Genomic DNA, 21,327 nt, shown 5'->3' with positions numbered 1-21,327 from the left:
AAGTGATTTTAATGTTTCTATAGTGTATGAGCCGCTGAAAACAGCCACTTTAATCCGTTTTTTAAATGAAGTGGATGAGAAAAGTCAATCAGCAAGCTCTTCCTGCAGGGAAGCCACTTCACAGGCCACCTGTACCAGGCGCAGCCAGGTGTTCAGGGACGAACGCATGGAGATTATGTCGTCAGCATTTATAACAAGGTGCAGGCCGGATCCGTCAGCCCTCATTTCCATCCTGGACCGCTCAGTGACCGGGGTTTCAAGCTCCGGCTCAAGGGATCTGAGAACAGCATCTGCATGGACAGTCTCAAACACGGATTCCAGGCGCAGCTTCAGGGTGAATCACCCTCATATATCCGGTAACTTTTGACCTTCAGGTTGAAAAGGGTGCTATCCCCTTCAATGAAATCCATCCTGTCCTCCCAGACTGTGAGAACCCGGGAACCCTGAGGTGCTTTTACATTCTCCAGCAGAAGCATGCCTGATAAAGCCTGTGCAAGGTCACCCTCACCTGCCACAACAGGCACCGCACCCCTGGAGCGGGGATAAGGGCTCGCTGATGGCACCAGAATAACATTAGCAGATAATGCGCAAAATCCTTCAGGATCGTATATGCTGATATTGCCTGGATTGCCGTGATACTCTCCCACTATAAGAAGCGGAGAACCATGAGAGCTGGCCAGGACCTCACCCATACCCATCTTACCACGGTTGACATAATCACTGTCAAAAAAGGATGCCAGAAGCTTACATAAAGTACGCGTACTGGCAGAGGGTTTGCGAGAAGAAGTGATAAGCATCTACTTCTACTCTGCTTTGATGCGCTTGATAGTTGTCGGTCGCTCTTTCACAAGTATCCTGTGCCCGCAGTAAGGGCAGCGGATACCTGTATACTCATAGTCGATCTCAACATTCCGTTTGCATCTTGTGCACTTGTAATCCATGTTCACCTTAAGCTATCTGTTCAGTGGCTTTCCTGACAAGGCGAGTAACGGTTTTACCAACGCTGGTCTGCGGTATGTATGTGCCGCCTGCAAATGTGTAATCACATTTTGCGCATTTCCATATGCCAGTTCCTACCCTGCTCACTGTCGGACGTGCACACTTTGCACAAATATGAGGCATGCGCATCTTCTCTTCAAGATCCGCAACCAGTTTACGGTCTTTTCTACCATATCGTACACCAAACCTGCCTGCTGATCTGGTTACACGCCCTTTCTTCGTATATTTCTTTGCCATGAGTCTAATCTCCTTGAGTTAAATATGAATTCAGTTGAAGTGTGAATGTATCAGATACTCGACAGATGAGCCTTGCGTAGCTCCGCTGCTTTCTCACATGCCATTTCTACGGCCCTGATCGCCTGTTCCTCTGTCAACGCCCCATTACCGCTCTTTTGCATGCCGGATATGGAACCGTCCCGATTTGAAACTATCGTGATCTTTGTATCACATACGGTTTCCTCGTCAAGACCCGGGTCAACCATCAGAGAGCCGCCAATGTTCACCAGCGTGACAGCCAGAGGCGTATCTCTCATAGGCATCGCCATATTCTCTCCTTTCCCGTCGCGCTCTGCAGGGATGGTAGTTGTCATGAGAGCTGCAATTGCACCAAGGGAGGAAGCGTCCTGGATATTGCCAGCGTCGTTGAGAACATGGATATCAATAAAGACAATCCATACCTCTTCTCCCTTCGTAATACATAACTTATTTAAATCAATTGCGCCTGATTCACGAATACCCCTGTCTGTCACACGGGCCATCTCGATAGCACCCTCTTTCGGCGGGCCTGCCTCAAATTCAGGGGATGCAAGCGGATTCAGCTCGAGACTGGTTATAATGACACCCTCATCCGGAGAGTCAGGGAATGGAGCTCCAGCCTGCAGCTTTACACCTACGAGGACCTCGGTCTCACCATATTTCACCCAGGCGGAACCTTCCGCCTTGTCTATGACTTTTGTCTCCAGTGCAATATCCCTGATCTGATCGAAGGAACGGCCATCGACACGTTTACCCTTAAGCATCAGATTATAGATATAATCCTTTTTCAACACAGACATTATTTCATTGCTCACGAGTCTCACTTCCCTCGGTAGCTACCTTTTCCTCATCTTCCGTATCTTCATCGATAAGCTCAATGAACTCTTCCTCCACATCGAGGACCTCCTCATCAGCATCCTCTTCATCCAACTCTTCAGCAGCGGTCTCGTCTTCCACATCCTCTGCTTCTGTTTCTTCGGGAGCTGGCTCAAGGTCTTCTTCAATGAGATATTCTGCGGATTCATCCGCCTCTTCGGTCTCCTCAGCTTCCGGTTCCTCTGAATCGGCTGCTTCTTCAGCTTCCTCAACAACATCTTCAAGGGCGGTTGCCACATCTACTGTTTCCTCAGCTTCATCAGGAACCGGCAGGGCAGTATCATCTGCAAACTTGGCTTTGAGGGCTTCCTTCTGCATCTCCAGGATCTGCCTGCAGCCTTCCTTACACATCTCAAGGGCCTTTCTGAACTCCTCCTGGGTCATATCCCCATCCATCTGGAGGAGGGTTATCTCGCCATCCTGTGTCATTGCCACAGGAAGATCTGCCTGGCCATAGTTATCTTCCGCCTTGTTAAGATCAAGCACAAGCTGGCCATCCACTTTACCTACCGCACACGCGGACACAAGGCCTTTCATGGGAATACCTGCATCAGCAAGAGCCACGGAAGCGGCGTTGATTGCAGCAGTCCTTGTGCCGGCATCAGCCTGGAGCACCTCTGCGAAAACATCGATCACTGCGCCGGGGTAGAGGTGTGTCATAATGACAGGTTCGAAAGCCTCACGGCTTACCTTTGATATCTCAATGCTCCTCCTGCTGGGACCCGGACGTATGCGCTCCTCCACCGAGAAAGCTGCCATGTTGTATCTGTATCTGATAAGGGCTGAATCAGCCTTCTGCAGCCTCCTGGGATGAAGCTCCCTGGGACCATAGACTGCCACAAGTATCTTATTGTTGCCCCATTCCAGATAACAGGAACCATCTGCTCTGGAAAGCACGCCGATCTTTATTTTCATCTGCCGTATCTCATTGATCTGCCTGCCATCGAGGCGTAAACCATTCTCATCAATGAACTTTTCAGGTTTATCACTCATACTAATTCTCCAATATTCACGCTATAGGCCGGTCACATTTTACAGAAGACTGTCTGGATCATTCATCCGTCTCTTCAAGAAGCGCATCTACTTTTCTGTAAGTATCCTCGGAAATGTCGCGTGGATCCTCTGTTGACCCCTCGCCGGAGTCCACCGTAACAGCATCCTTTTCCTCAGGAACTGTGCCATTGTCTTTTTCTTTTTCGTCCTTCAGGAATTGATATATCCTGTCAGTCAGCCCGTCCATGTGCGACTGCTGCATGATCATCCTGATGGCATCATCAAGAAGATCCATGTCCTTGTCTTTCCCGTTGATCCATATCCTTCCGTTCTGGCCTACGAAGATCTCACAATCGGTTTCCTTCTTGAGCATGGAAACCATCGAGCCACCATGTCCTATGACCCTTGGGACCTTTGCGGGGACGACTTCGATTATGCGCCCTACCTTAAGAGGACGTAATCCCCTGTCCCTCATGGAAAGTTCTACCTTCATGGCCGGACTCACGTCCTTTACGCGCAGCAATGCGGAATCACCGACATCCATTATTCCGGCCATCTGGGATGAATCCACACGCCTCGGATATTCAGAAACATGCAGCAGGCCATCATATGGAGAACCGACGCTGAATATCCAGTTCGAAGGAGTTACATCGATAACAGTGCCAATGACAAAATCCTTGGCTGCAGGGATGTACTTTCCGGAGAAGGGAATGACCGATATCTTATTCTTGGCATTTTTGACACCGTACAGAAGAGAATATACCTTCCCATCTCTTACATAAGTACCGGAACCTGCATCGTTTGGATTCTCCGATAAAAGCTGTCCCGGCAATACAATTTCACGTTCCATTGTACATCCTCATAAAATCTTTGTTTCAGCATCCCCTTTAGTCAGGTGATTTATCAGGCTGTAGAAGTCGTTCTGCATTCCTGCAGGCATTTTCACCACAGCCACCCAGGACCCGTCACCCTGCCATTCATTCCTGACCAGGGTTGCAAATTTGGATATCTCACCATAGGATTTGGCGGCATACTCCCCAGGAACCTTGACCGCGATATTGATCTCCTCGAACCTGATGGGGATTATGGGACGGATCGCCTTCATTACGATATTGACCTGCTCCTCCACGCTCTTGTAAAGATCTATGTGGACCTTCGCCTCTTCCATGGCCTTTTCTATCCTGGCCGGGGGGTGAGGGGTCATTGTCTGGGGATTGATGGCGTTCTGCGCAATAACTGTGATTATCTGCCGGGTCTTCTCCTCAAGTATGTGCTTCCTCTGTTCCTTAGTAAGCTGAAGTTCTCCGTGCAGTATGATATTCTTGGCAACTTCCATGATATCGGTAGTGCCAAAAGCGCTCTCAAGCTCGGATTCGGAAACATGGTCCCCTTGACCTGCATCAGAGAAAACAGACTCAACAGCAATTATATCCTCGATATTGATCTTTTCGCCCCTTCTAAATGCAAATGCTCCGTCAGGGTCCACATACACCTCGAACTGGTGCTTGCCTTTCTTGAGCCTTGCTATCACAGATTCGTCAAGAGATACCATATTAGTCACTCCGATAACTTTTTGAACTTACTCGATCACTCTGTCGATCCTTCTTCAGGGCCCTGGGCTTTTTCGCCTTCGCCTTTGGATTCGTCTTTCAGTTCATCGCGAATGCGCTGTACGTAAGTTTCGACCTCATCCTCAGAGAGCTTCCTGAACTGCTTATCCTGGAGGGTGACAAGACCAACTTCGAGAGTGGCAGCATCCACTTTTCCTTCCGTGGACCTGTAGATGGCCTTCATTCCGAGCATGATTGCAGCGTCCATATCCATGTCATCCCTGTAATCGGATTCGAATATCTCCATGAAAGTGCTCCTGCCGGCACCTATTGCCGTAGCCTTGTATTCGAGCAGTGCACCGCTTGGGTCTGTTTCGAACAGCCTCGGCCTGGAATCATCGACACCTGCTATCAGGAGAGCTGTACCATAAGGACGTGCACCGCCATACTGGGTGTAGGATTGCTTGTGATCGCATATCTTCTTGGAAAGCACTTCCACACCTATCGGCTCATCGTAGGACACACGGTTTATCTGGGCTTCGACCCTTGCCCTGTCCACGAGGGCACGGGCATCTGCAACCAGACCGGATGTAGCAGCCCCTATATGATTGTCGATCTGGAATATCTTCTCGATGGATTCAGCTTCTATCAGCCTGCTTGTGATCCTCTTGTCAACGAGCAGCACTACCCCGTCAATTGCTTTTACACCGGCTGCAGTCGTACCTCTCTTGACGGCCTCCCTTGCATACTCTACCTGGAAAAGGCGTCCGTCAGGACTAAAAACAGTGATGGCACGATCGTAACCCATCTGTGGTGTCATTTGCATCTTAATCTCATCTCCTCTATTAACTTAAAATAGCAACACTAAATCTAGTTTCTACTTGAAATATGTATTCTACTCATTTATATGTGACTGTTCCTTCGGATTAAATACATCCACACCCGCTAAATACTTTTTTGTCGCTCCCTGGACAGTCCCCGATATGCCGAGTATGTGAACAATGACCTTCGTACCTTTCACGGCCGTGATACATGCAAGCACTGCACGCGTACTGACAGTCCTGTCGTACGCGCAGCGCACTACTCCCTTTGAATCCTCGAAGGCAAGCAGCCGTATGGCGCATTCACTTGATCCGACATCACCCAGAAGGGAGCCGGAGGACGAAAAGACCTCCCTTATCAAATCCTCCCTCTTTACCGGCTCCTCCGATATAAGCTCAAATGCCAGGTACCGGTTCCTTGCACGCTGCGTTGGAGGAAGTATCTTCATCAGCAGTCACCTTCATCCGTACTTCCGGCATCTGCATCATCATACACCAGCTGCACACCCTCACTTATATATCCTGCAGGAGGACGATTCCTTGCGATTATGGACAAAGGCGTTGCTGTAAGTCCGGCCATTGCCTCTTCTGCAGACATCCCGAACAGTGTGGCAAGAGCTGCCAGCTCCCGGGGGGCACGCATGTCAAAACAGGATCTGGCATTACCTGTCAGGATAAAAGGGACATCATACTTTCTCACCAGCTGCAGGTTCTTCCTGCTGTTGGCCAATGCCTGGACCCTGCTTCCTCCTCTTGAATGGATCAGGACCCCAAGGTCAAAGGAAATGGCTACATGATTCTCGCTTGCTTCTTTTGCAAGCACCTGATTGAAGCCGTTATCCTGCCCGATGCCCAGGTTCACCAGCACATCCACGCCCGGATTCTCAACAGCAGCCCGGTTTATGCTCTCGCTGCCTCCCGAGACAGCGATGACGTCTACCTTGCCCCGGTACTTGCTGATCATGCCATGAAGTTTTGAAGGGTTGTCGGTCCTTATCTCGACTCCGCTCAGTACTTCAAAGCCACCGATCCTGTCGCAGGATACCTGCTGTTTAGCAGTGTCCGGGTTTGTGATGGCAATGCCACTATAGCCCAGACGCCTTGCCACTGTAGCGAACTCCCGAACCGAGTTACCGTTTTCAGGGATGCAGCAGACATTCAGGTCATAGAAGCCGGAGCTAGCCAAACAACTCCTCCACGATCAGGCCAGCCTTCTGCCGGTTCTTCGGATATGTCTCGATCTTGACCCGGACAATAATGGCATCCGATGAGGACGTGAGTTTTACCTGTTCCCCGAAAGCTGCCTGCTTGTCGAGCCGGATGTGGAATACCTGGTCGTCATCAAGACGGTCCGGCATCTCCTCCCTCAGGAGCTCAACATCCTCAGGCAACATGTGCTGCCTAATAAAAGCGGCCAGTGCTTTCAGGTCCTTTTTGCGCGGTACATGCGCACTGAAGATTGTCATGCGATTGCCATAATGGCCTTCAGCATCGATCACTTCCACAATATCATCGGTATTGCGGTCCTCCCCTTCCGGAGAAGGCAGTAAAAAGAAGTCCAGGGCCTTGCGGACCCTGGCCGGATCTTCAGTGGAATGCGCTATCGCACGCAAGTCAATATAATGGATCACTTGCCCCTGTTCTGGTGTGACCTGATGCTCGGCCTGGTCTTCTCGGTACCATTACCGCGTGTCATCATACCTCTGCCCTTGCGGCCTGCACTGGTCTTGCCGCGCGGGGCACGCCCCTTGTGGCTGCTGTTGCATATCCAGTTGAGGTTGCTGTCACTCTGAATTACCGGGTGGCTTGGGTCTACAAGGATCACTTCGTACCACTTGAGCTTACCGTCTTCCCCTACCCAGTAGGAGTTCAGTACTTCCATGTTCGGGAACTTCCTGCCTGCGCGCTCTTCAGCAATCCTCTGGATGCTCTTTCCGGCAGTGATCTTATTCTTACCCATGTTGTGGGTACGCCTTCCGCGCACATACCTGGATCTCCTGAGACTTCCCCTGCGCACCTGTACACGGGCAACCACTATGCCCTGCTTTGCCTTGTAGCCAAGAGAGCGTGCACGGTCGATACGGGTAGGGCGCCTTATCTTTGTGACTGAGCCCTCTTTTCTCCATTCCTGGAGCCTTTCCCATCTGAGTTCGCTGACATAGGTAGTGTCAGGGTCCTTCCATGCGTCTCTTATATAGCTGTAAAATGATCTGGACAAATACGTTCACCTTTGTTTCATTTACTTGTTTCACGGTTCAGCTTCAAAAGCCACATTCCCACGGGACATATCCCGACAATGAAACAGGGCTACTACCCGCTGATAGGATTTAAACTTTTTTACCGGAAAATTAAGGGACATTTCCGGAGGTCATGCTGACCAGAGAGAACACAGAAAAAGCAGTCGGTGGTCCTGATACTGCTATCAGACATCCTTGCTGAAGATGCTAAGATCCTCGCCGGAGCAGATCAGACCCGTAACTTCGCCACCATTGCCGCCCAGCAGGGTATCATACCAGCGGATAGTGATATGCCGGCCATCCTTGCATACAACAGGGATCTCCCAGTAATCCGGCAGCTTCGAATTGCCTGCCAGTGCAGCCAGCAGGGATGTCCTCACTTCGTCACCCATATCCTCCCGGACGACAGCCTTCACAAAATCCTGCCCGATAAGCTCGAATTCCTCATATCCGAGTGCCTCATTGCCCTTCCTGTTAATGAGATTGATCCTCAGGTCCGGGTCCACGACCACCACAATGAAACCTGCCGCATCAAGATAACCCAGAGCATCGTTCCTTTCGGCAAGTATTTTATCCTGCAGGTGTTTGATGCGCAATAAAGACCTCACACGGGTAACCAGCTCCAGCCGGTTCACGGGCTTGCCAAGGAACTCGTCGGCGCCTACCTCAATACCCTTTATGCGGTCGTCCTTACCGGACAGAGCCGTGACCATGATCACCGGAAGGAACTGAGTCTCCACGGAAGTTTTCAGCCTCCTGCAGACCTCGTACCCATTCATGTCAGGCATCATGACGTCCAGAAGGACTATGTCAGGTTTATCACTCCTGATCTTCTCAAGAGCTTCCTGGCCGTTGTATGCACTGACCACATCATACTCAGACCTCAGGTAAAGCCCCATCAGTTCAACAATTGCCTGCTCATCATCAACAATGAGTACTTTGTCCCTGTCCTGCATCCACTTTTTGCTCCATTTTTAAGTACATTTATTATGATCGCACATCTATGGTTAATATATGCATGTCAATATAAATATGATGGTAATCACACCCCATACTTTCACGGTTCATGAGAGTAACAGCGAGATTCTAGAGAGTATTATACTTCTTTCTGCATATATAATTTTAGGCACATGAATGTATGAAAAATGCTGAAAAAAGCTTTCAGGAAGCCAAGAAAAAGGAAATGGGGCTGGTGAGATTTGAACTCACGATCGACGGGTCTCTCCGAACTGCTGCATTACACAGCATTAAGGTATGAGCAACATCAGTGCTCCAACGGTTCCTCACCGGCCAACCCCGTCGGGTTAAGCCTCAGTAGACCCGTTGTTCATCATCTATCCGCTGGAGCCCATCGCCATGCCGGGCTAGGCCACAGCCCCATGATCTGACTGTACCCCTGAATATGCCTTATGGAAGATATATTTAGCGGTACAATCTGTAGCGACGAACCTGAAATGCCACATGGAAGGCCATATTTACTGGCATTCGACCCGGTCAAGACTGCCAAGCCGGCACAGCTCTGTGCACAGCTTCTCTATCTCTGAGCGAATCTCTTCCCTGGAATGGCCATACATGAGAGCGAGGTACATGGCACCGCCTGCGCCCACACCCTCCTTGACAAAACCAAGTTCATATTGCCTCAGGCCCTGTGAAGCGGACTTGCCAAACCCTGGATCAACACCGTAGTAGCTTGCACCGAGCCTCTCTGCGATCTCCCGGAAACTGGCAGACTCGTCATTGACAACATAGCTTGTCGTGACTATAGTGATGCTATCCGTCGGGTATTCCAGGTGCTTTATTACTGCATAGATGGCTTCCATCTGAGTGCCGCCTGCAAGTATCACGGGCGTGCTTCCAAGACCGGCAGCAAGACCTGCAACTGCAACCATCATAGGGTCACCTACACAAGCTACAGCCTTCAGCGGCTCATCCCGCAGGGAGCCGGGTGTGATGCCCGAGGATTTCAGGGCAGCTGCAACAACTTCCCTTTTAAGGGACAGAGGATTGGAACTCGAGCTGCTGCTCACATCCCCGCTGTATCCCAGGGATTGCAGCACTGCGTTGGCAGTTGTGGTCCCTGCAGGAATGCTCTCCCCTATGACTACAAGGTCATGCTTCCCGGCAAGCTCCTGTCCCAGTTTGAATGCATTACTGAAGACCTCATCAACTTTATGCACAGCCACGGAGCCCCTTATATCAGAACCCGGCATGCCCCCGAGTTCCACAAGGGGAACCTCTTTTGCAGGGAATACCCTCAGGCCTGCATTCACGATCAGCAATGGTACCCCGGTGAGGGTCAGGGCCACTCTTGTTATCAGGGCAGGAGTGGGGGTATCATAAGGAGGGGTCATCGGCAGGATAGGGATGTCGATGATAGTACCCTTGTGCAGGACCTCCGCATCTCCTGCAGGCGTGTAATCCGTCAGCTTTGCAGTTTTCCCGGCGGCCGAGAGACCTTCAATGTAGGCGGTCTCAGTGTTTCCAAGCACACATACGAACAGGGGCCTCTCAGGCAAACTGGCATTCTCGGGTGATAGGGCATCCATAGTTATCACCTCACTTATTTTAGATGGTATATATCATCTTTTCCTGTCAGAGACCGGTCATATGCACAGTACCGGAGCCCCTGCCAGGAGCCCGGCACCGAGTGCTCAGTAGGTCCTTGCCACATATACCTGCATATCTGCATCAGTTCCGCAGGTGATGCATTTGCCTTTGCATGGCTCCTGCCCTGTGGGGATACCCAGGATGCCGGCACCGATCTCATCCTCAAGCTTCAGGCCGCATTCCTTCTTACCGCACCAGAAGACCTTCGCTATACCCTGTGTTATCTTCTGCCTTATCTCATCATGAGTGCTGCAGTCGAATATACGCTCTTCGACTTCCTGTTTTGCCTTTTCGTACAGAGAAGTCTGGACAGCCCCGAACAAGGAAAGAACCTCATCAGAGATATTCTCAAGAGACACCTGCCTCTTCTCTCCGGTATCACGGCGCACCAGCATCGCAGCGTTGTTCTTCAGGTCCCTCGGACCAAGCTCAAGCCTTACAGGAACGCCTTTCATTTCCCATTTGTAGTATTTGGCCCCGGGGCGATCCTCGCTTGCATCTACCTTTACCCTGATTCCGGCGGCCTCAAGCTTATTCTTTACGCTCTCACACGCCTGCAGCACATCCGAGGATTCCTTGAAAATGATAGGGATAATGACAACCTGCACCGGAGCGATCTCTGGCGGAATGACAAGCCCCTTGTCGTCGCCGTGTATGGAGATCAATGCAGCCACCGAGCGTTCGGAAACACCATAGCAGGTCTGATGGGCATATACCTGCTCACCGTTCACGTCCTCATAGGTGATATCGAAGGTCTTTGCAAAGTTAGCCCCAAGATGGTGAGCCGTGCCGACCTGGAGGGTCTTGCCATCCGGCATGAGCGCATCTGTGGCTATGGTATAGTCAGCCCCCGGGAATTTGTCCCAGTCAGGTCTCCTGGAGGGCAGTACCGGAATAGCAAGCCTGCGATAGAACTCCGTATATATCCTTATGGCCTCGTCCACCTGTGCCGCTGCCTCATCCCAAGTGGCATGCACTGTGTGTGCCTCCTTAAAGGAGGTGATCTCACGCAGCCTGATAAGAGGGCGCGTGTGCTTGGTCTCGTACCTGAAGGTATTCACTATCTGGTACAGCTTGAGAGGCAGGTCTGCATGGGAGCGGACCCAGAGCTTGTACATGGGATAAATGGCAGTCTCACTGGTCGGACGCAGTGCAAGTTTCACATCCAGAGGTGATGTGCCTCCGTGCGTTACCCAGTAGACCTCGTCCTCGAAACCCTTGATATGCTCTGCCTCCTTCATGAACTCGTTCTCCGGGATCAGGAGCGGGAACAGGGTCTCCTGGTGGTCTTTGTCAAGCAGTTCGCGCATGATATTGTAAGTATTCCTCCTGATGTTGAAACCAAAAGGATACCAAACATAAAGTCCTTTAACAGGGTAACGGACATCCATTATCTCTCCTTTCTGGAGGAGATCATTGTACCATTCACTGAAATTCTCTTTTTTAGGAAGTGCGGCCTCTTTCTCTTGTTCTGCCATAGGGTCACCTATATACTGATTATATCACAATATTTCCATTGATTTTGGCTAAATTAACAAATGCATTGCTTATAAGGCATTTCCTTCATGATCAGGTATTCCAGCAACTGCCCGGAGAGATCCGCGAGAAGGTAAAAGAGAGACGGGGAATAAAAACCGTAAAAGCGGGGATCATCTTTTGATGTCCTTTCTCATGCACAGGAACCAGCCGCTGCATTTCAGGCTCTCGTTTTCACCAGTCGCCCGGTCCTTCGCGCCTGTCCATGTGGTAGGATTGGGGACTATGACATCCTCACCTGGATGCCAGTTCTCGGGAGTATATACGTGCTCCCTGTCAGACTTCTGGAGAGCGAGGATCAGCCTTTTAATCTCATCCATGTTCCTGCCGTTGGAAAACGGATAGTGGAGCATTGCACGGATCTTTGCCTGCGGATCAATGATAAAGGTTGCACGTACAGTCTCCGTACTGAACTCCTGCAGCTTGAGTTTTCCCCCTGTACGCTCGAACTTTTCAAGGATCTCCTCGGGAGAATAGCGTGCATGAGGGTGTATCATGCCATACCTGCATGCAACGTCCATGCTCAGATCCTCAATGACGGGGAACATGATGTCTACATTCTTCATACCCTTATACTCTATCTTGTCCCGGATGGCCTCAAGCCACGCTATATGGGAACTGTTGCTGTCAATTGAGAGACCGAGAAGTTCGGTGTTGATCTTCCCGAATTCCTCCTGCATGGAGGCAAAACGCATGAACTCTGTGGTGCATACAGGAGTGAAATCACCGGGATGGCTGAAGAACACCACCCACTTCCCCCTGTAATCATCGGGGAAGTTCACAACACCCAAAGTGGTTCTGGCAGTAAAGGACGGCGCATCGTCCCCTATAAGCGGCATGGTGACATTGTGACAGCGTTCCTCTGGCAAGATGTATCCTCCCACAGTTCATCAAATATATGATAGTTTATATCGGATCCCAATATATATAAGGTTTCGGAGACAACATGAAAAAATTTAGCTTGGTCAGGAGTAATCGAAATTCATAAGCTGCAGAGGAACGGGGGCCTGGCTGCTTAGGCAGGCCCGTAAAGGGATCAATCCGTTAAGGAGTGATCCGCATCACATGCATCGATCTCCATCTCTGCAGACGAGGTATCGAACACGATCATCCCGGTTTTGAGCTGTCCTGCCTCTTCCGGGCTGAGCAGTGTGGACTTTGCCTTATCGGAAATGATAGCACTGTTCCCCAGAGGGTCCTCTATGATAAGGGTGAGTTCTCTTTTGCAGTCCATGGCATCCCTTAAGGCCTGCTGGATATCAAGGCCAAGAGAATACTTCTCCGGCTCTTCCGCACTCCATTTGGTTGCTGTCACTACAACGCTCAGTATCCTGTCAAGCACGCCTTCCACATTGGTCACGTAAGACTCGGAAATTGAGCCCGGTTCAACATCAATGCCAAGCTCAGGCACACGTATCGTACCGGAAGTGGAACGCACCACCCTGCTGTACAGGTCTTCCATGCTCTCAACTTTCAGCTCATACCTCACAGGCTCCCTCTGTGCGAGGATCAGGGTATCCGAGAACTTGAAGCCGCAATCACACCTTGATGTGATGTGCATGACCTCGCCAAAATAAGGAATATCATCACCCTGCCAGTTGATGATAAGCTCCTCATGACAGAGGGGACAGGAAGTACGGGTTACGAAATTGTGGCAGGGAGCTTCTTCACTCAATACCTTCCACCAAGGATCTTAGACCTGTCGATCTTGATGCCGGTGGGTGTCACAAGCACCTGGTCATCCTTTATTCCCGCGATATCGCCATGCACATCCATGACAACATCCTTTAGGTCCTTCAATGCGCGGTCAAGCATGAGCTTGTCGGCCTTTATGTTGGAGATATCGATCATTACAATATTTCCGCCATATATCTCCCTTTTAAGGGCAGTCAGTTCGTTAAGGTTGGTCAGCTCGGCAACCCTTATGTATGTCTCTGCAGGTTCCTCATCCAGCACTTCTTCGTACTTGGTAAGGTCAAGTTCGGTGTATTCATCTTCAACTGTTGTGGTTTTGCTAGTGCCACCAAACAACTTGTTCATGATCTTTGCCATAATGAGCCCTCATGTATTGAATAACATTGCTGCTATATTAATAATATCGATACTACTTAAATTATTACCGAGTAATGCCAGCATCCAGACCCGGGCAGGCCCGGACCCATGTGCCATTCACGTTCGCTTATGATTAACTATAATTATGCGTATATTTATAAACCATTTCATGATATATTAATCATTTCTTTCAGATGTCAAGGTTCCACAGCTTGTCGCCCACATAGTGTACTGACTTGATAGCCTTGCCGGAACTTGCCTTCATGTCGGCCCCGGAGATGATGGCAGTACCTATGGCAAGCGGCTTGTTATGTGTCTCTTCCACAATGATCACCGGATCCCCTGCCTTGATATCAGGATCGGCGAAAACTATGCCAGGGCACATCACATCAGCACCGTTGACAACGAACCGGACTGCTCCGGCATCGACTTTGACCACGTTCTTCCTCAGGCCAAGTTCAAGCACTCCTCTCACAGTGGGGAAATAAGCATCACCTATCTGGAAAAGCAGTACTTTGCCCTCGATTATGACAATCGGCAGGTCATCCGCAGTAGCTGTCTCGAACTTCTTTTCGGAGAAACTGTCCACAACATCACCAAAGGAATCCTTCAGCTCCTTAAGCAACCTGGCCTTGTCCGATTTCCTTATTTGTACCCTGGATCTGACTTTCAACTGATCACCAGCAACAGAGACTTACATGTCCTGCTTTGATTCTGCATATGTACGTAGGGATATGTAAAGGCTAGGTGTGACGGAGCCTTAAACCTTGCGAAAACCATGCTTTGGCTTCATGTCACACCAATCCCAGAGGCCTTTTACCTGACAATCACAACCGGCATTCCACTTACATCCAGCACGTCCACGGACCTGCCTGCTGACACCACTTCCTTTTCCACATCGACGAATTCGGGCTCAAGCTCTATGATCTCGCCATTAACGGATAAGGATATCCTGCCTCCGGAGATCTCATCGGCTATCTTTTTCGGGTTCTCCTCAAGCAGAGCATCTATTATGGCCTTCGCCTGTCCCCTGAACCTGGGGCCGATCTTGCCCATGTTAGGCTTGACATTCACGGGCACATGCTCGAAGTCTGGCTTGCCTGGTATGACCTCCACCGGGGAATTCGTCACTCCTGTGAGATCTGCCACATCAAGGCTTACGCTATAGAGCTCGATCTTTGCAAGGCTTGCATTGAGCGCCATGCCTTTCTCGGACTTGTACCTCCTGACAGCGCTTGCAACGTCCTTGATGAACTCACCGGACTTCTCTGACTCCTCATCAATGAGATCTTCCCTTGCCTTTGGCCAGGACTGAACGTGTATGCTTCCCTTGCCCAGATAGGAGAACATCTCTTCTGCGAAGAAGGGAGCAAAGGGTGCGAGCAGCCTTACGAGAGTGTCCATCGTCACATACAGAGTATACTTTGCGGCCTGCCTGCCTGCGCCGTCCTCACCGTAAAGGCGGGACTTGATGAGTTCAAGATAGTTGTCGGCTAGTATTTCCCATGAGAAGCCGCGTATAGCCTTGAAGGCTTCATCGAACTGGTATGCTTCCATGCTGTCCGTCACAGTCACAATGAGCCTGTTAAGATGGCTCAGCAGCCACCTGTCCACGACTTCCAGTTCTGATGCGTCCACTTCCTTATGTTCGTAGTCCTCAAGGTGGGACATTGAGAACCTGTATATGCTCCACACCTTGGTAAAGAACCTGGAAGCAGCTACGACATCCTTCCAGCGGAACATGACATCAGAGCCTACAGAGCCGCCAACAGCCGCCCATTGCCGGAACGCATCTGCGCTGTACTCCTTGATGACCTCTTCCGGCGAGATGACATTGCCCAGGGACTTGCTCATCTTATGCCCGTCCTCACCAAGGACCATGCCGTTGATAAGTATGGAATCCCAGGGCCTCTTGCCTGCAAGGGCCATGGATCTCAGTATGCTGTAGAAGGCCCAGGTACGAATGATATCGTGGCCCTGCGGACGCAGTTGTGCCGGAAGTCTCATCTCATGATCGGAGAGCCAGCCGGTCACATTCAGCACTGTGATGGAAGAGTCCATCCAGGTGTCCAGCACATCCTCTTCAGGCTCGAATCCTGTGCAGCCACAACGGCATGCCTCAGGCGGCTGCTGTCTTGTGGGGTCTATGGGCATCCATTCTTCCTTTGCGACCATGACCTCGCCGCAGTCCTTACAGTACCACACCGGTATCGGGGTTGCGAAGATCCTCTGGCGGGAGATGCACCAGTCCCATTCCATGGTGCTGATCCAGTTGTCAAGCCTGACCTTCATGTACTCGGGCAGCCATTTGATCTCGTCGGCTGCCTTTGCAACCGCATCGGTATCTATTTTCACGAACCACTGCCTCTCTGACAGGATCTCTATTGGAGTGTCGCAGCGCCAGCACATGCCCACATTCTGGTCCAGGGTCTTCTGTTCGTAAAGATGGCCCTGCGCTTTGAGATCCTCGATTATTGCAGCCTTGCATTCAGGGATACTCATTCCCTCATACTTGCCTGCGATGGCGGTCATACGGCCGTTCTTGTCGATGGCCTTGCGCAGCGGAAGCTGGTGTTCCACCCACCAGCGTACGTCCTGCTTGTCACCGAAGGTACATATCATGACAACGCCGGTACCGAATGACGGATCAACCTGCATGTCGCCGATCACAGGGACCTCGTGGCCGAAGAGGGGAACCTTCACATTTGAGCCGACATGGGCATTGTAGCGCTCGTCATCTGGATTGATGGCAACCGCCACACAGGCTGCAAGCAGCTCAGGCCTGGTAGTCGCGATCTTCAGTTTGTCGAAGTTGAGGAAATTGAGCTTTGTATCCCTTGCCTCATATTCCACTTCAGCGAAGGCGATGGCGGTCTCACATCGGGGGCACCAGTTCACAGGGTGCTCTGACTGGTAGACACGTCCCATATCATACATCTTCCTGAAGGAGCGCTGGGTCTTGGAGTAATACTCAGGCTCCATCGTAACAAACTCATTGCTCCAGTCCACGGAAAAGCCCAGGTTCATCAGGGTGGCGCGCATCTTCTCGATGTTCCCAAGGGTGAGATCGCGGCACATCTGCCTGAACTGCTCCCTTGGGACCTCGTTCTTCGTGATGCCGTGGATCTCTTCGACCTTTACCTCGGTAGGCAGGCCATGACAGTCCCAGCCCTGAGGGAACATGACGTTGTAACCGCACATTCTCTTGTAGCGTGCCACGAAGTCGATATAGCACCAGTTGAGAGAGTTACCGATGTGGAAGTTACCGGTAGGATAAGGTGGAGGAGTATCGATAATATACTGTGGTCTTGTATTGTCTTTCCAGTCGAAATGGTACATGGACATATCCCAGCTTGATTTCCACTTGGGTTCAACTTCATGCGGGATGTATTCTTTTGGGACCGTCATTCTAACTCTCCGATAAACGTTATATAGTGATTGTATTTTTTATCTTAGAGTGGTCTAAGATTATTTAAACATATCTGGTTGCATGCGCCTCTTTATTGCGGGCAGGCTGCAGGCGTCAGGTAGTAAAGCAAGCTTTATGTGATATACTAACCGGTCGGAAGCAGTCAGGCCCCGGAAAGGCGCACCGGAAGAAAAGCATAACAGAAGAACATGTTTTGGCAGACCGGCTTAGCGCAACGGCTTTATACATACCTATTCAATAAAATGATGGAGTGTTGTGATTCCTGAGAACAGGATTGCAGAGTGAAGCGGGGGAAGAAGAGGCAAAAATATGAATTTCGCAGACATACTTAAAGGCAGAGAAGCTGAAGGAAAAGAAAAGCATGTGCCAGAAATAGATATTATCAGAGGGCATGGAAAAGACAAGAACGACTTTGTGAGGGTCACCGTAGGGAAAGAAGTACCGCATCCCAATACTGCGGAACACCACATTGAATGGGTGGAGCTTTACGGTATCACAAAAGAGGGACGGACCATCAACTTCGGGCGCATGGGCTTCGAGCCGATATATACCGATCCGGTGGCCACATTCCATGTAAAGGGCATTGACAATTTCAAGGCTTTCTGCGCACTGGAATACTGCAACATACACGGAGTATGGCAGAACTGCATCGAAGTATGAACACAAATGTCCATATCGTGGCAGCCGATCGCCACACCTTTTATATAGATGGGCAGGGAAGCTTATCCTTGGGGATGGATGCAAACCAATCCATACAACAGGAAGGCGATATAAATGTTCGTAGCTCTCGCAGCAAAAATGGTCATACTTGCTATGACTGCATCCCTGCTGGCATATGTATATGTGAGTTACATGGCGCCTCACATGTAAAAGTGAGGGGCTGAAAGGAAAAAGGTATCAGATATTCTTATCGTACCCTATTTCCTCTTTTGTCAGATAGCATGCCGGATCATCTGCCCATACATTACCGAAAACTGCTTCCGCACGCACACGGAAATTGCCGTTACACACATCAAGCCACTTGCAGTTGGCACATCGGTCTGCATTCTCTTTTAACAGTGGCTTGCGGTCCTTCAGGCCTGCCATGAGGGTATCTGAAGTATCTCTCCAGATATCACTGAACCTGCGTTCCTTTACATTGCCAAAGCTGTAATGCCTCCAGAACTGATCAGGGTGGACGGAGCCATCCCAGGAAACGCATCCAAAGCCTATTCCAGTGGAGTTGCCCTGATTCATCTGCAGGAGTTCAAGCACTTCTGCTGCGCGCTCCGGGTCCTCCCTGAGCAGGCGCAGGTAGATGTAGGGACCGTCACAGTGATTATCAACCGTGAGCACCTCCACCATCCTGCCCTTTCCATGAAGCTCCCTTGTCCTGTCAATTAACAGGTCCACGGTCTGCCGGGTCTCCTCCAGGGACAAGTCTTCATCTATCATCGACGAACCCCTTCCGGAATACACAAGATGATAGAAACAGATGCGGGGGATATTCTCTTCTTCCAGCAGGTCGAAAATGGCAGGAATATCCTTCACATTATGCTTATTGATAGTAAAGCGCAGGCCAACCTTTATGCCTTCCTTCTGGCAGTTGCGAACCGCCCTCAGGGCCCTGTCAAAAGCTCCTTCGACACCCCTGAACATGTCGTTGGTTTCCCTCATGCCGTCAAGGGATATACCGACGTATGACAGGCCAATCTCCTTGAGGGTCTTTGCCATACTCTCCGTGATGAGAGTACCGTTTGTGGATATCACAGCACGGATGCCTTTTGAGGTTGCATATGCTGCCAGTTCCGGCAGGTCCTTTCTCATCAGGGGCTCTCCCCCCGAGAACAGTATGACCGGGCAGCCGAACTCTGCGAGGTCGTCTATCAGATCCTTACCCTGCTCTGTGGTAAGCTCGTTACTGTAATCAATATCCTTTGAATGGGCATAGCAGTGAACACAGCGAAGATTGCAGCGCTGGGTAACGTTCCAGACAACAACCGGCTTCTTGTCCTTTGAGAACTGGAGCAGATGAGAGGGAAGTTTCTTTGAATCGCGCCCGTAACGCAGCGCGTCAGAGGGCTCTACGGTCCTGCAGTATAACTTTGAGATGCCTATCATGATGAATGCTCCGCAATAAAAGGACAAGTACAGGAGAGACCTGCATCCTTGATTGAGCAGACTATAGAATAATAGTATATTACACCTGTGGTTCGTACATATACTAAGAAACCCGGAACCACGACAGAAAACACAGGAGCGGATAAAGTGAAAAAAGAATAATTAAAGTTGAAGTTACTGATCTGCTCTTTTTCAGGATAGCTGCTCCCTGATGGACCTGAGCACTTCCTCGAAAGTGAATTTGTCAGGTATTGCGGACACTTTGACCCCATATCCTGCAAGGGTCTGCGCCGTGGGACCTCCAATGGCTGCAACAACGGAGCTGTTCAGTGCATTGATAACCTGCTCCTCGGAAGCCCTTGAGCGTGCATGTTCGAAGAAATTATGCACCATCATGGAACTTGTGAAAGCAAAGGCAGATATCTCTCCATTAAGGGCTGCATCGATGAGCCTGTCCTGCTCGCCCCCCTCAGGCTTTGCCAAGGTGTATACCTTGGTCTGGTTGACAACGGCACCGCAGCTCTGCAGGCCTTCAACAAGCTGTCTGGAGCCATAGAAGCTTCTGGCAGTGTCAACTGTCCTGCCTGTCACATCGTTGCGCAGGTAGTCCACAAGACCCTCGGAACTGTAGACGCCGGGCATCCCCATCACATTGATGCCTGTCTTCTCAAGAGCCTTGCGCGTGGTCGGACCAATGGCTATGACCTTTGTCCTGTTGAGTGCGTCGATAAAGGCTTTCCTTGAACCTTCAGGGATCTTGCGCAGGGTGAAATCTATCCCGTTGGCACTTGTGAATATGACATAATCAGCCCTGCCGTCGAGCACCCTTTCCACAAAGCCGTCAAAGTACTCATCTTTCATATCGGTTATCTCGACCATGGGCACTGTGACAGGTTCAAAACCCATTGACCGGGCCAGCTCCACGGATTCCCGGATGTATCTCTCTGGGCGCATGATGGCTATCACCGGCTTTTTAGCACCCTCAGACATTGCATTTTCAGCCATTGACATTCCTCCTCTAGCGATCTGCAAGGATCTGCTCGCCAAGCTCATCATGCAGTTTTACCACATTGCCAATAACAGTGATAGCAGGAGCCCTGACCTTTCGTTCCTTAGCAAGTGATGCTATGTTCTCGAGGACACCGACTGTCACGCGCTGGTCCGGACGGGTTCCCCTTTCGATCAGTGCAACAGGGGTCTGCGGATCCTTGCCGTTCTTAATGAGCTCGCTCACGTTTCTCTCAAGCATCTTGACACCCATGAATACCACAAGAGTGCCATCGAACTTCGCAAGGGTCTCCCAGTCAAGGGCGCTCTCTTCCTTTGTCGGGTCCTCGTGGCCGGTGATGAAGGTCACCATGGATGCATGATCCCTGTGGGTCACGGGTATCCCGGCATAAGCAGGTACAGCTATCGCAGAAGTTATTCCTGGCACGACCTCGAACTCGATCCCGGCCTCAACGAGCTCCTGGGCCTCCTCGCCACCCCGCCCGAACATATAAGGATCTCCGCCCTTCAGGCGAACGACATTCTTGCCTGCCTTTGCCTTCTCAATAATAACCGTATTGATCTCGTCCTGCTTAAGGGTGTGCTCACCTGCGTATTTTCCTGCATCTATCTTTTCCGTGCCTGCCGGGATGGAATCAAGGATCACCTTTCCGGGAAGCTGGTCATAGACCACGACATCGGCAGAATCTATCAGCCTTCGGGCTTTGAGGGTCAGAAGCTCCGGATCGCCGGGTCCCGAGCCCACCAGATACACTTTTCCATATTGCGTCATGTTAGCGGAATCCTGTCTGTCTTGCTTTGATTCTAATGAATCGTTCCAAGTTATATATTCATTGTCCCGGCACATGGAGGCAAGAAGGCAT

At 50.6% G+C, this 21,327-nt stretch carries 25 protein-coding genes and 1 tRNA gene; 1 reads left to right on the top strand and 25 read right to left on the bottom strand.

What is annotated here, in order from left to right; genetic code table 11:
• Positions 1-84: 84 nt before the first annotated feature.
• From PV02_RS07345 to PV02_RS07240, 22 genes are all read right to left on the bottom strand, one after another.
• Positions 85-327, bottom strand: a complete 243-nt coding sequence (locus PV02_RS07345) for a KEOPS complex subunit Pcc1 (protein ID WP_256623074.1) — start codon at positions 325-327, stop codon at positions 85-87.
• 2 nt (positions 328-329) lie between these two features.
• Positions 330-797 carry a Brix domain-containing protein gene (locus PV02_RS07340; protein ID WP_256622728.1) on the bottom strand — a complete coding sequence of 156 codons (468 nt, stop codon included), beginning with the start codon at positions 795-797 and terminating at the stop codon, positions 330-332.
• 6 nt (positions 798-803) lie between these two features.
• On the bottom strand, positions 804-941 hold the full coding sequence (locus PV02_RS07335) for a DNA-directed RNA polymerase subunit P (protein WP_015054636.1): 138 nt from the start codon (positions 939-941) through the stop codon (positions 804-806).
• Between the two features lie 7 nt (positions 942-948).
• Positions 949-1,236 (bottom strand): 50S ribosomal protein L37ae, encoded by a 288-nt coding sequence (locus tag PV02_RS07330; protein WP_256622727.1) that lies wholly within the window; start codon positions 1,234-1,236, stop codon positions 949-951.
• Positions 1,237-1,286: 50 nt separating this feature from the next.
• Positions 1,287-2,054 (bottom strand): exosome complex protein Rrp42, encoded by a 768-nt coding sequence (rrp42, locus tag PV02_RS07325; RefSeq protein WP_256623073.1) that lies wholly within the window; start codon positions 2,052-2,054, stop codon positions 1,287-1,289.
• A gap of 4 nt (positions 2,055-2,058) precedes the next feature.
• Positions 2,059-3,123: an exosome complex exonuclease Rrp41 gene (gene rrp41 / locus PV02_RS07320; protein WP_256622726.1), complete on the bottom strand. Its 1,065-nt coding sequence runs from the start codon at positions 3,121-3,123 to the stop codon at positions 2,059-2,061.
• A 58-nt stretch (positions 3,124-3,181) separates the two neighbouring features.
• Positions 3,182-3,973 (bottom strand): exosome complex RNA-binding protein Rrp4, encoded by a 792-nt coding sequence (rrp4, locus tag PV02_RS07315; RefSeq protein WP_256622725.1) that lies wholly within the window; start codon positions 3,971-3,973, stop codon positions 3,182-3,184.
• A gap of 9 nt (positions 3,974-3,982) precedes the next feature.
• Positions 3,983-4,675, bottom strand: a complete 693-nt coding sequence (locus PV02_RS07310) for a ribosome assembly factor SBDS (protein WP_256622724.1) — start codon at positions 4,673-4,675, stop codon at positions 3,983-3,985.
• A gap of 35 nt (positions 4,676-4,710) precedes the next feature.
• Positions 4,711-5,499, bottom strand: a complete 789-nt coding sequence (gene psmA / locus PV02_RS07305) for an archaeal proteasome endopeptidase complex subunit alpha (RefSeq protein ID WP_256622723.1) — start codon at positions 5,497-5,499, stop codon at positions 4,711-4,713.
• A 69-nt stretch (positions 5,500-5,568) separates the two neighbouring features.
• Positions 5,569-5,943 carry an Rpp14/Pop5 family protein gene (locus PV02_RS07300; RefSeq protein ID WP_256622722.1) on the bottom strand — a complete coding sequence of 125 codons (375 nt, stop codon included), beginning with the start codon at positions 5,941-5,943 and terminating at the stop codon, positions 5,569-5,571.
• Positions 5,943-6,680, bottom strand: a complete 738-nt coding sequence (gene rnp3 / locus PV02_RS07295) for a ribonuclease P protein component 3 (RefSeq protein WP_256622721.1) — start codon at positions 6,678-6,680, stop codon at positions 5,943-5,945. The genes PV02_RS07300 and rnp3 overlap by 1 nt, the downstream gene beginning before the upstream one ends.
• Positions 6,673-7,125 carry an RNA-binding protein gene (locus tag PV02_RS07290; RefSeq protein WP_256622720.1) on the bottom strand — a complete coding sequence of 151 codons (453 nt, stop codon included), beginning with the start codon at positions 7,123-7,125 and terminating at the stop codon, positions 6,673-6,675. The genes rnp3 and PV02_RS07290 overlap by 8 nt, the downstream gene beginning before the upstream one ends.
• Positions 7,122-7,712, bottom strand: coding sequence for a 50S ribosomal protein L15e (locus PV02_RS07285; RefSeq protein ID WP_256622719.1), 591 nt, complete (start codon positions 7,710-7,712; stop codon positions 7,122-7,124). The genes PV02_RS07290 and PV02_RS07285 overlap by 4 nt, the downstream gene beginning before the upstream one ends.
• Before the next feature lie 204 nt (positions 7,713-7,916).
• Positions 7,917-8,687: a response regulator gene (locus PV02_RS07280; protein WP_256622718.1), complete on the bottom strand. Its 771-nt coding sequence runs from the start codon at positions 8,685-8,687 to the stop codon at positions 7,917-7,919.
• Between the two features lie 228 nt (positions 8,688-8,915).
• Positions 8,916-9,110: transfer RNA gene (locus PV02_RS07275), tRNA-Trp, on the bottom strand.
• Positions 9,111-9,206: 96 nt separating this feature from the next.
• A complete protein-coding gene (cobT, locus tag PV02_RS07270; protein ID WP_256622717.1) occupies positions 9,207-10,277 on the bottom strand; it encodes a nicotinate mononucleotide-dependent phosphoribosyltransferase CobT in 1,071 nt (356 codons plus the stop codon).
• A gap of 105 nt (positions 10,278-10,382) precedes the next feature.
• On the bottom strand, positions 10,383-11,816 hold the full coding sequence (proS, locus tag PV02_RS07265; RefSeq protein WP_256622716.1) for a proline--tRNA ligase: 1,434 nt from the start codon (positions 11,814-11,816) through the stop codon (positions 10,383-10,385).
• 171 nt (positions 11,817-11,987) lie between these two features.
• Positions 11,988-12,713, bottom strand: coding sequence for a redoxin domain-containing protein (locus PV02_RS07260; RefSeq protein WP_256623072.1), 726 nt, complete (start codon positions 12,711-12,713; stop codon positions 11,988-11,990).
• A gap of 197 nt (positions 12,714-12,910) precedes the next feature.
• Positions 12,911-13,549, bottom strand: a complete 639-nt coding sequence (locus tag PV02_RS07255; protein ID WP_256622715.1) for a ZPR1 zinc finger domain-containing protein — start codon at positions 13,547-13,549, stop codon at positions 12,911-12,913.
• A complete protein-coding gene (locus PV02_RS07250; protein ID WP_256622714.1) occupies positions 13,546-13,926 on the bottom strand; it encodes a cell division protein SepF in 381 nt (126 codons plus the stop codon). The genes PV02_RS07255 and PV02_RS07250 overlap by 4 nt, the downstream gene beginning before the upstream one ends.
• A gap of 190 nt (positions 13,927-14,116) precedes the next feature.
• Positions 14,117-14,599 carry an RNA-binding protein gene (locus PV02_RS07245; RefSeq protein ID WP_256622713.1) on the bottom strand — a complete coding sequence of 161 codons (483 nt, stop codon included), beginning with the start codon at positions 14,597-14,599 and terminating at the stop codon, positions 14,117-14,119.
• 143 nt (positions 14,600-14,742) lie between these two features.
• Complete coding sequence (locus PV02_RS07240; protein ID WP_256622712.1) at positions 14,743-17,334, bottom strand: valine--tRNA ligase; 2,592 nt, start codon at positions 17,332-17,334, stop codon at positions 14,743-14,745.
• 331 nt (positions 17,335-17,665) lie between these two features.
• Between PV02_RS07240 and PV02_RS07235 the strand changes: the two genes are divergently transcribed.
• The gene (locus tag PV02_RS07235) at positions 17,666-18,016 is read left to right on the top strand and encodes a class II SORL domain-containing protein (RefSeq protein ID WP_256622711.1); all 351 of its coding nucleotides are present in this window, start codon (positions 17,666-17,668) and stop codon (positions 18,014-18,016) included.
• Positions 18,017-18,253: 237 nt separating this feature from the next.
• On the opposite strand, the gene ahbC is transcribed toward PV02_RS07235, so the two are convergent.
• The 3 genes from ahbC to cobA form a co-directional block, all read right to left on the bottom strand.
• Positions 18,254-19,456, bottom strand: coding sequence for a 12,18-didecarboxysiroheme deacetylase (gene ahbC / locus PV02_RS07230; protein WP_256622710.1), 1,203 nt, complete (start codon positions 19,454-19,456; stop codon positions 18,254-18,256).
• 192 nt (positions 19,457-19,648) lie between these two features.
• On the bottom strand, positions 19,649-20,461 hold the full coding sequence (locus tag PV02_RS07225; RefSeq protein ID WP_256622709.1) for a uroporphyrinogen-III synthase: 813 nt from the start codon (positions 20,459-20,461) through the stop codon (positions 19,649-19,651).
• Positions 20,462-20,474: 13 nt separating this feature from the next.
• On the bottom strand, positions 20,475-21,236 hold the full coding sequence (gene cobA, locus PV02_RS07220; RefSeq protein ID WP_256622708.1) for a uroporphyrinogen-III C-methyltransferase: 762 nt from the start codon (positions 21,234-21,236) through the stop codon (positions 20,475-20,477).
• Positions 21,237-21,327 lie beyond the last annotated feature (91 nt).

The organism is Methanolobus chelungpuianus (assembly GCF_024500045.1).
Classification (GTDB): domain Archaea; phylum Halobacteriota; class Methanosarcinia; order Methanosarcinales; family Methanosarcinaceae; genus Methanolobus; species Methanolobus chelungpuianus.
This window is presented reverse-complemented; position numbering and strand designations above follow the sequence as displayed.

Coding starts and splice junctions, on each gene's coding strand:
- PV02_RS07340 (WP_256622728.1), bottom strand. CDS start 797: ATGCTTATCACTTCTTCTCGCAAACCCTCTGCCAGTACGCGTACTTTA.
- PV02_RS07335 (WP_015054636.1), bottom strand. CDS start 941: ATGGATTACAAGTGCACAAGATGCAAACGGAATGTTGAGATCGACTAT.
- PV02_RS07330 (WP_256622727.1), bottom strand. CDS start 1,236: ATGGCAAAGAAATATACGAAGAAAGGGCGTGTAACCAGATCAGCAGGC.
- rrp42 (WP_256623073.1), bottom strand. CDS start 2,054: ATGTCTGTGTTGAAAAAGGATTATATCTATAATCTGATGCTTAAGGGT.
- rrp41 (WP_256622726.1), bottom strand. CDS start 3,123: ATGAGTGATAAACCTGAAAAGTTCATTGATGAGAATGGTTTACGCCTC.
- rrp4 (WP_256622725.1), bottom strand. CDS start 3,973: ATGGAACGTGAAATTGTATTGCCGGGACAGCTTTTATCGGAGAATCCA.
- PV02_RS07310 (WP_256622724.1), bottom strand. CDS start 4,675: ATGGTATCTCTTGACGAATCTGTGATAGCAAGGCTCAAGAAAGGCAAG.
- psmA (WP_256622723.1), bottom strand. CDS start 5,499: ATGCAAATGACACCACAGATGGGTTACGATCGTGCCATCACTGTTTTT.
- PV02_RS07300 (WP_256622722.1), bottom strand. CDS start 5,943: ATGAAGATACTTCCTCCAACGCAGCGTGCAAGGAACCGGTACCTGGCA.
- PV02_RS07280 (WP_256622718.1), bottom strand. CDS start 8,687: ATGCAGGACAGGGACAAAGTACTCATTGTTGATGATGAGCAGGCAATT.
- cobT (WP_256622717.1), bottom strand. CDS start 10,277: ATGGATGCCCTATCACCCGAGAATGCCAGTTTGCCTGAGAGGCCCCTG.
- proS (WP_256622716.1), bottom strand. CDS start 11,816: ATGGCAGAACAAGAGAAAGAGGCCGCACTTCCTAAAAAAGAGAATTTC.
- PV02_RS07260 (WP_256623072.1), bottom strand. CDS start 12,713: ATGCCGCTTATAGGGGACGATGCGCCGTCCTTTACTGCCAGAACCACT.
- PV02_RS07250 (WP_256622714.1), bottom strand. CDS start 13,926: ATGGCAAAGATCATGAACAAGTTGTTTGGTGGCACTAGCAAAACCACA.
- PV02_RS07240 (WP_256622712.1), bottom strand. CDS start 17,334: ATGACGGTCCCAAAAGAATACATCCCGCATGAAGTTGAACCCAAGTGG.
- PV02_RS07235 (WP_256622711.1), top strand. CDS start 17,666: ATGAATTTCGCAGACATACTTAAAGGCAGAGAAGCTGAAGGAAAAGAA.
- ahbC (WP_256622710.1), bottom strand. CDS start 19,456: ATGATAGGCATCTCAAAGTTATACTGCAGGACCGTAGAGCCCTCTGAC.
- PV02_RS07225 (WP_256622709.1), bottom strand. CDS start 20,461: ATGGCTGAAAATGCAATGTCTGAGGGTGCTAAAAAGCCGGTGATAGCC.
- cobA (WP_256622708.1), bottom strand. CDS start 21,236: ATGACGCAATATGGAAAAGTGTATCTGGTGGGCTCGGGACCCGGCGAT.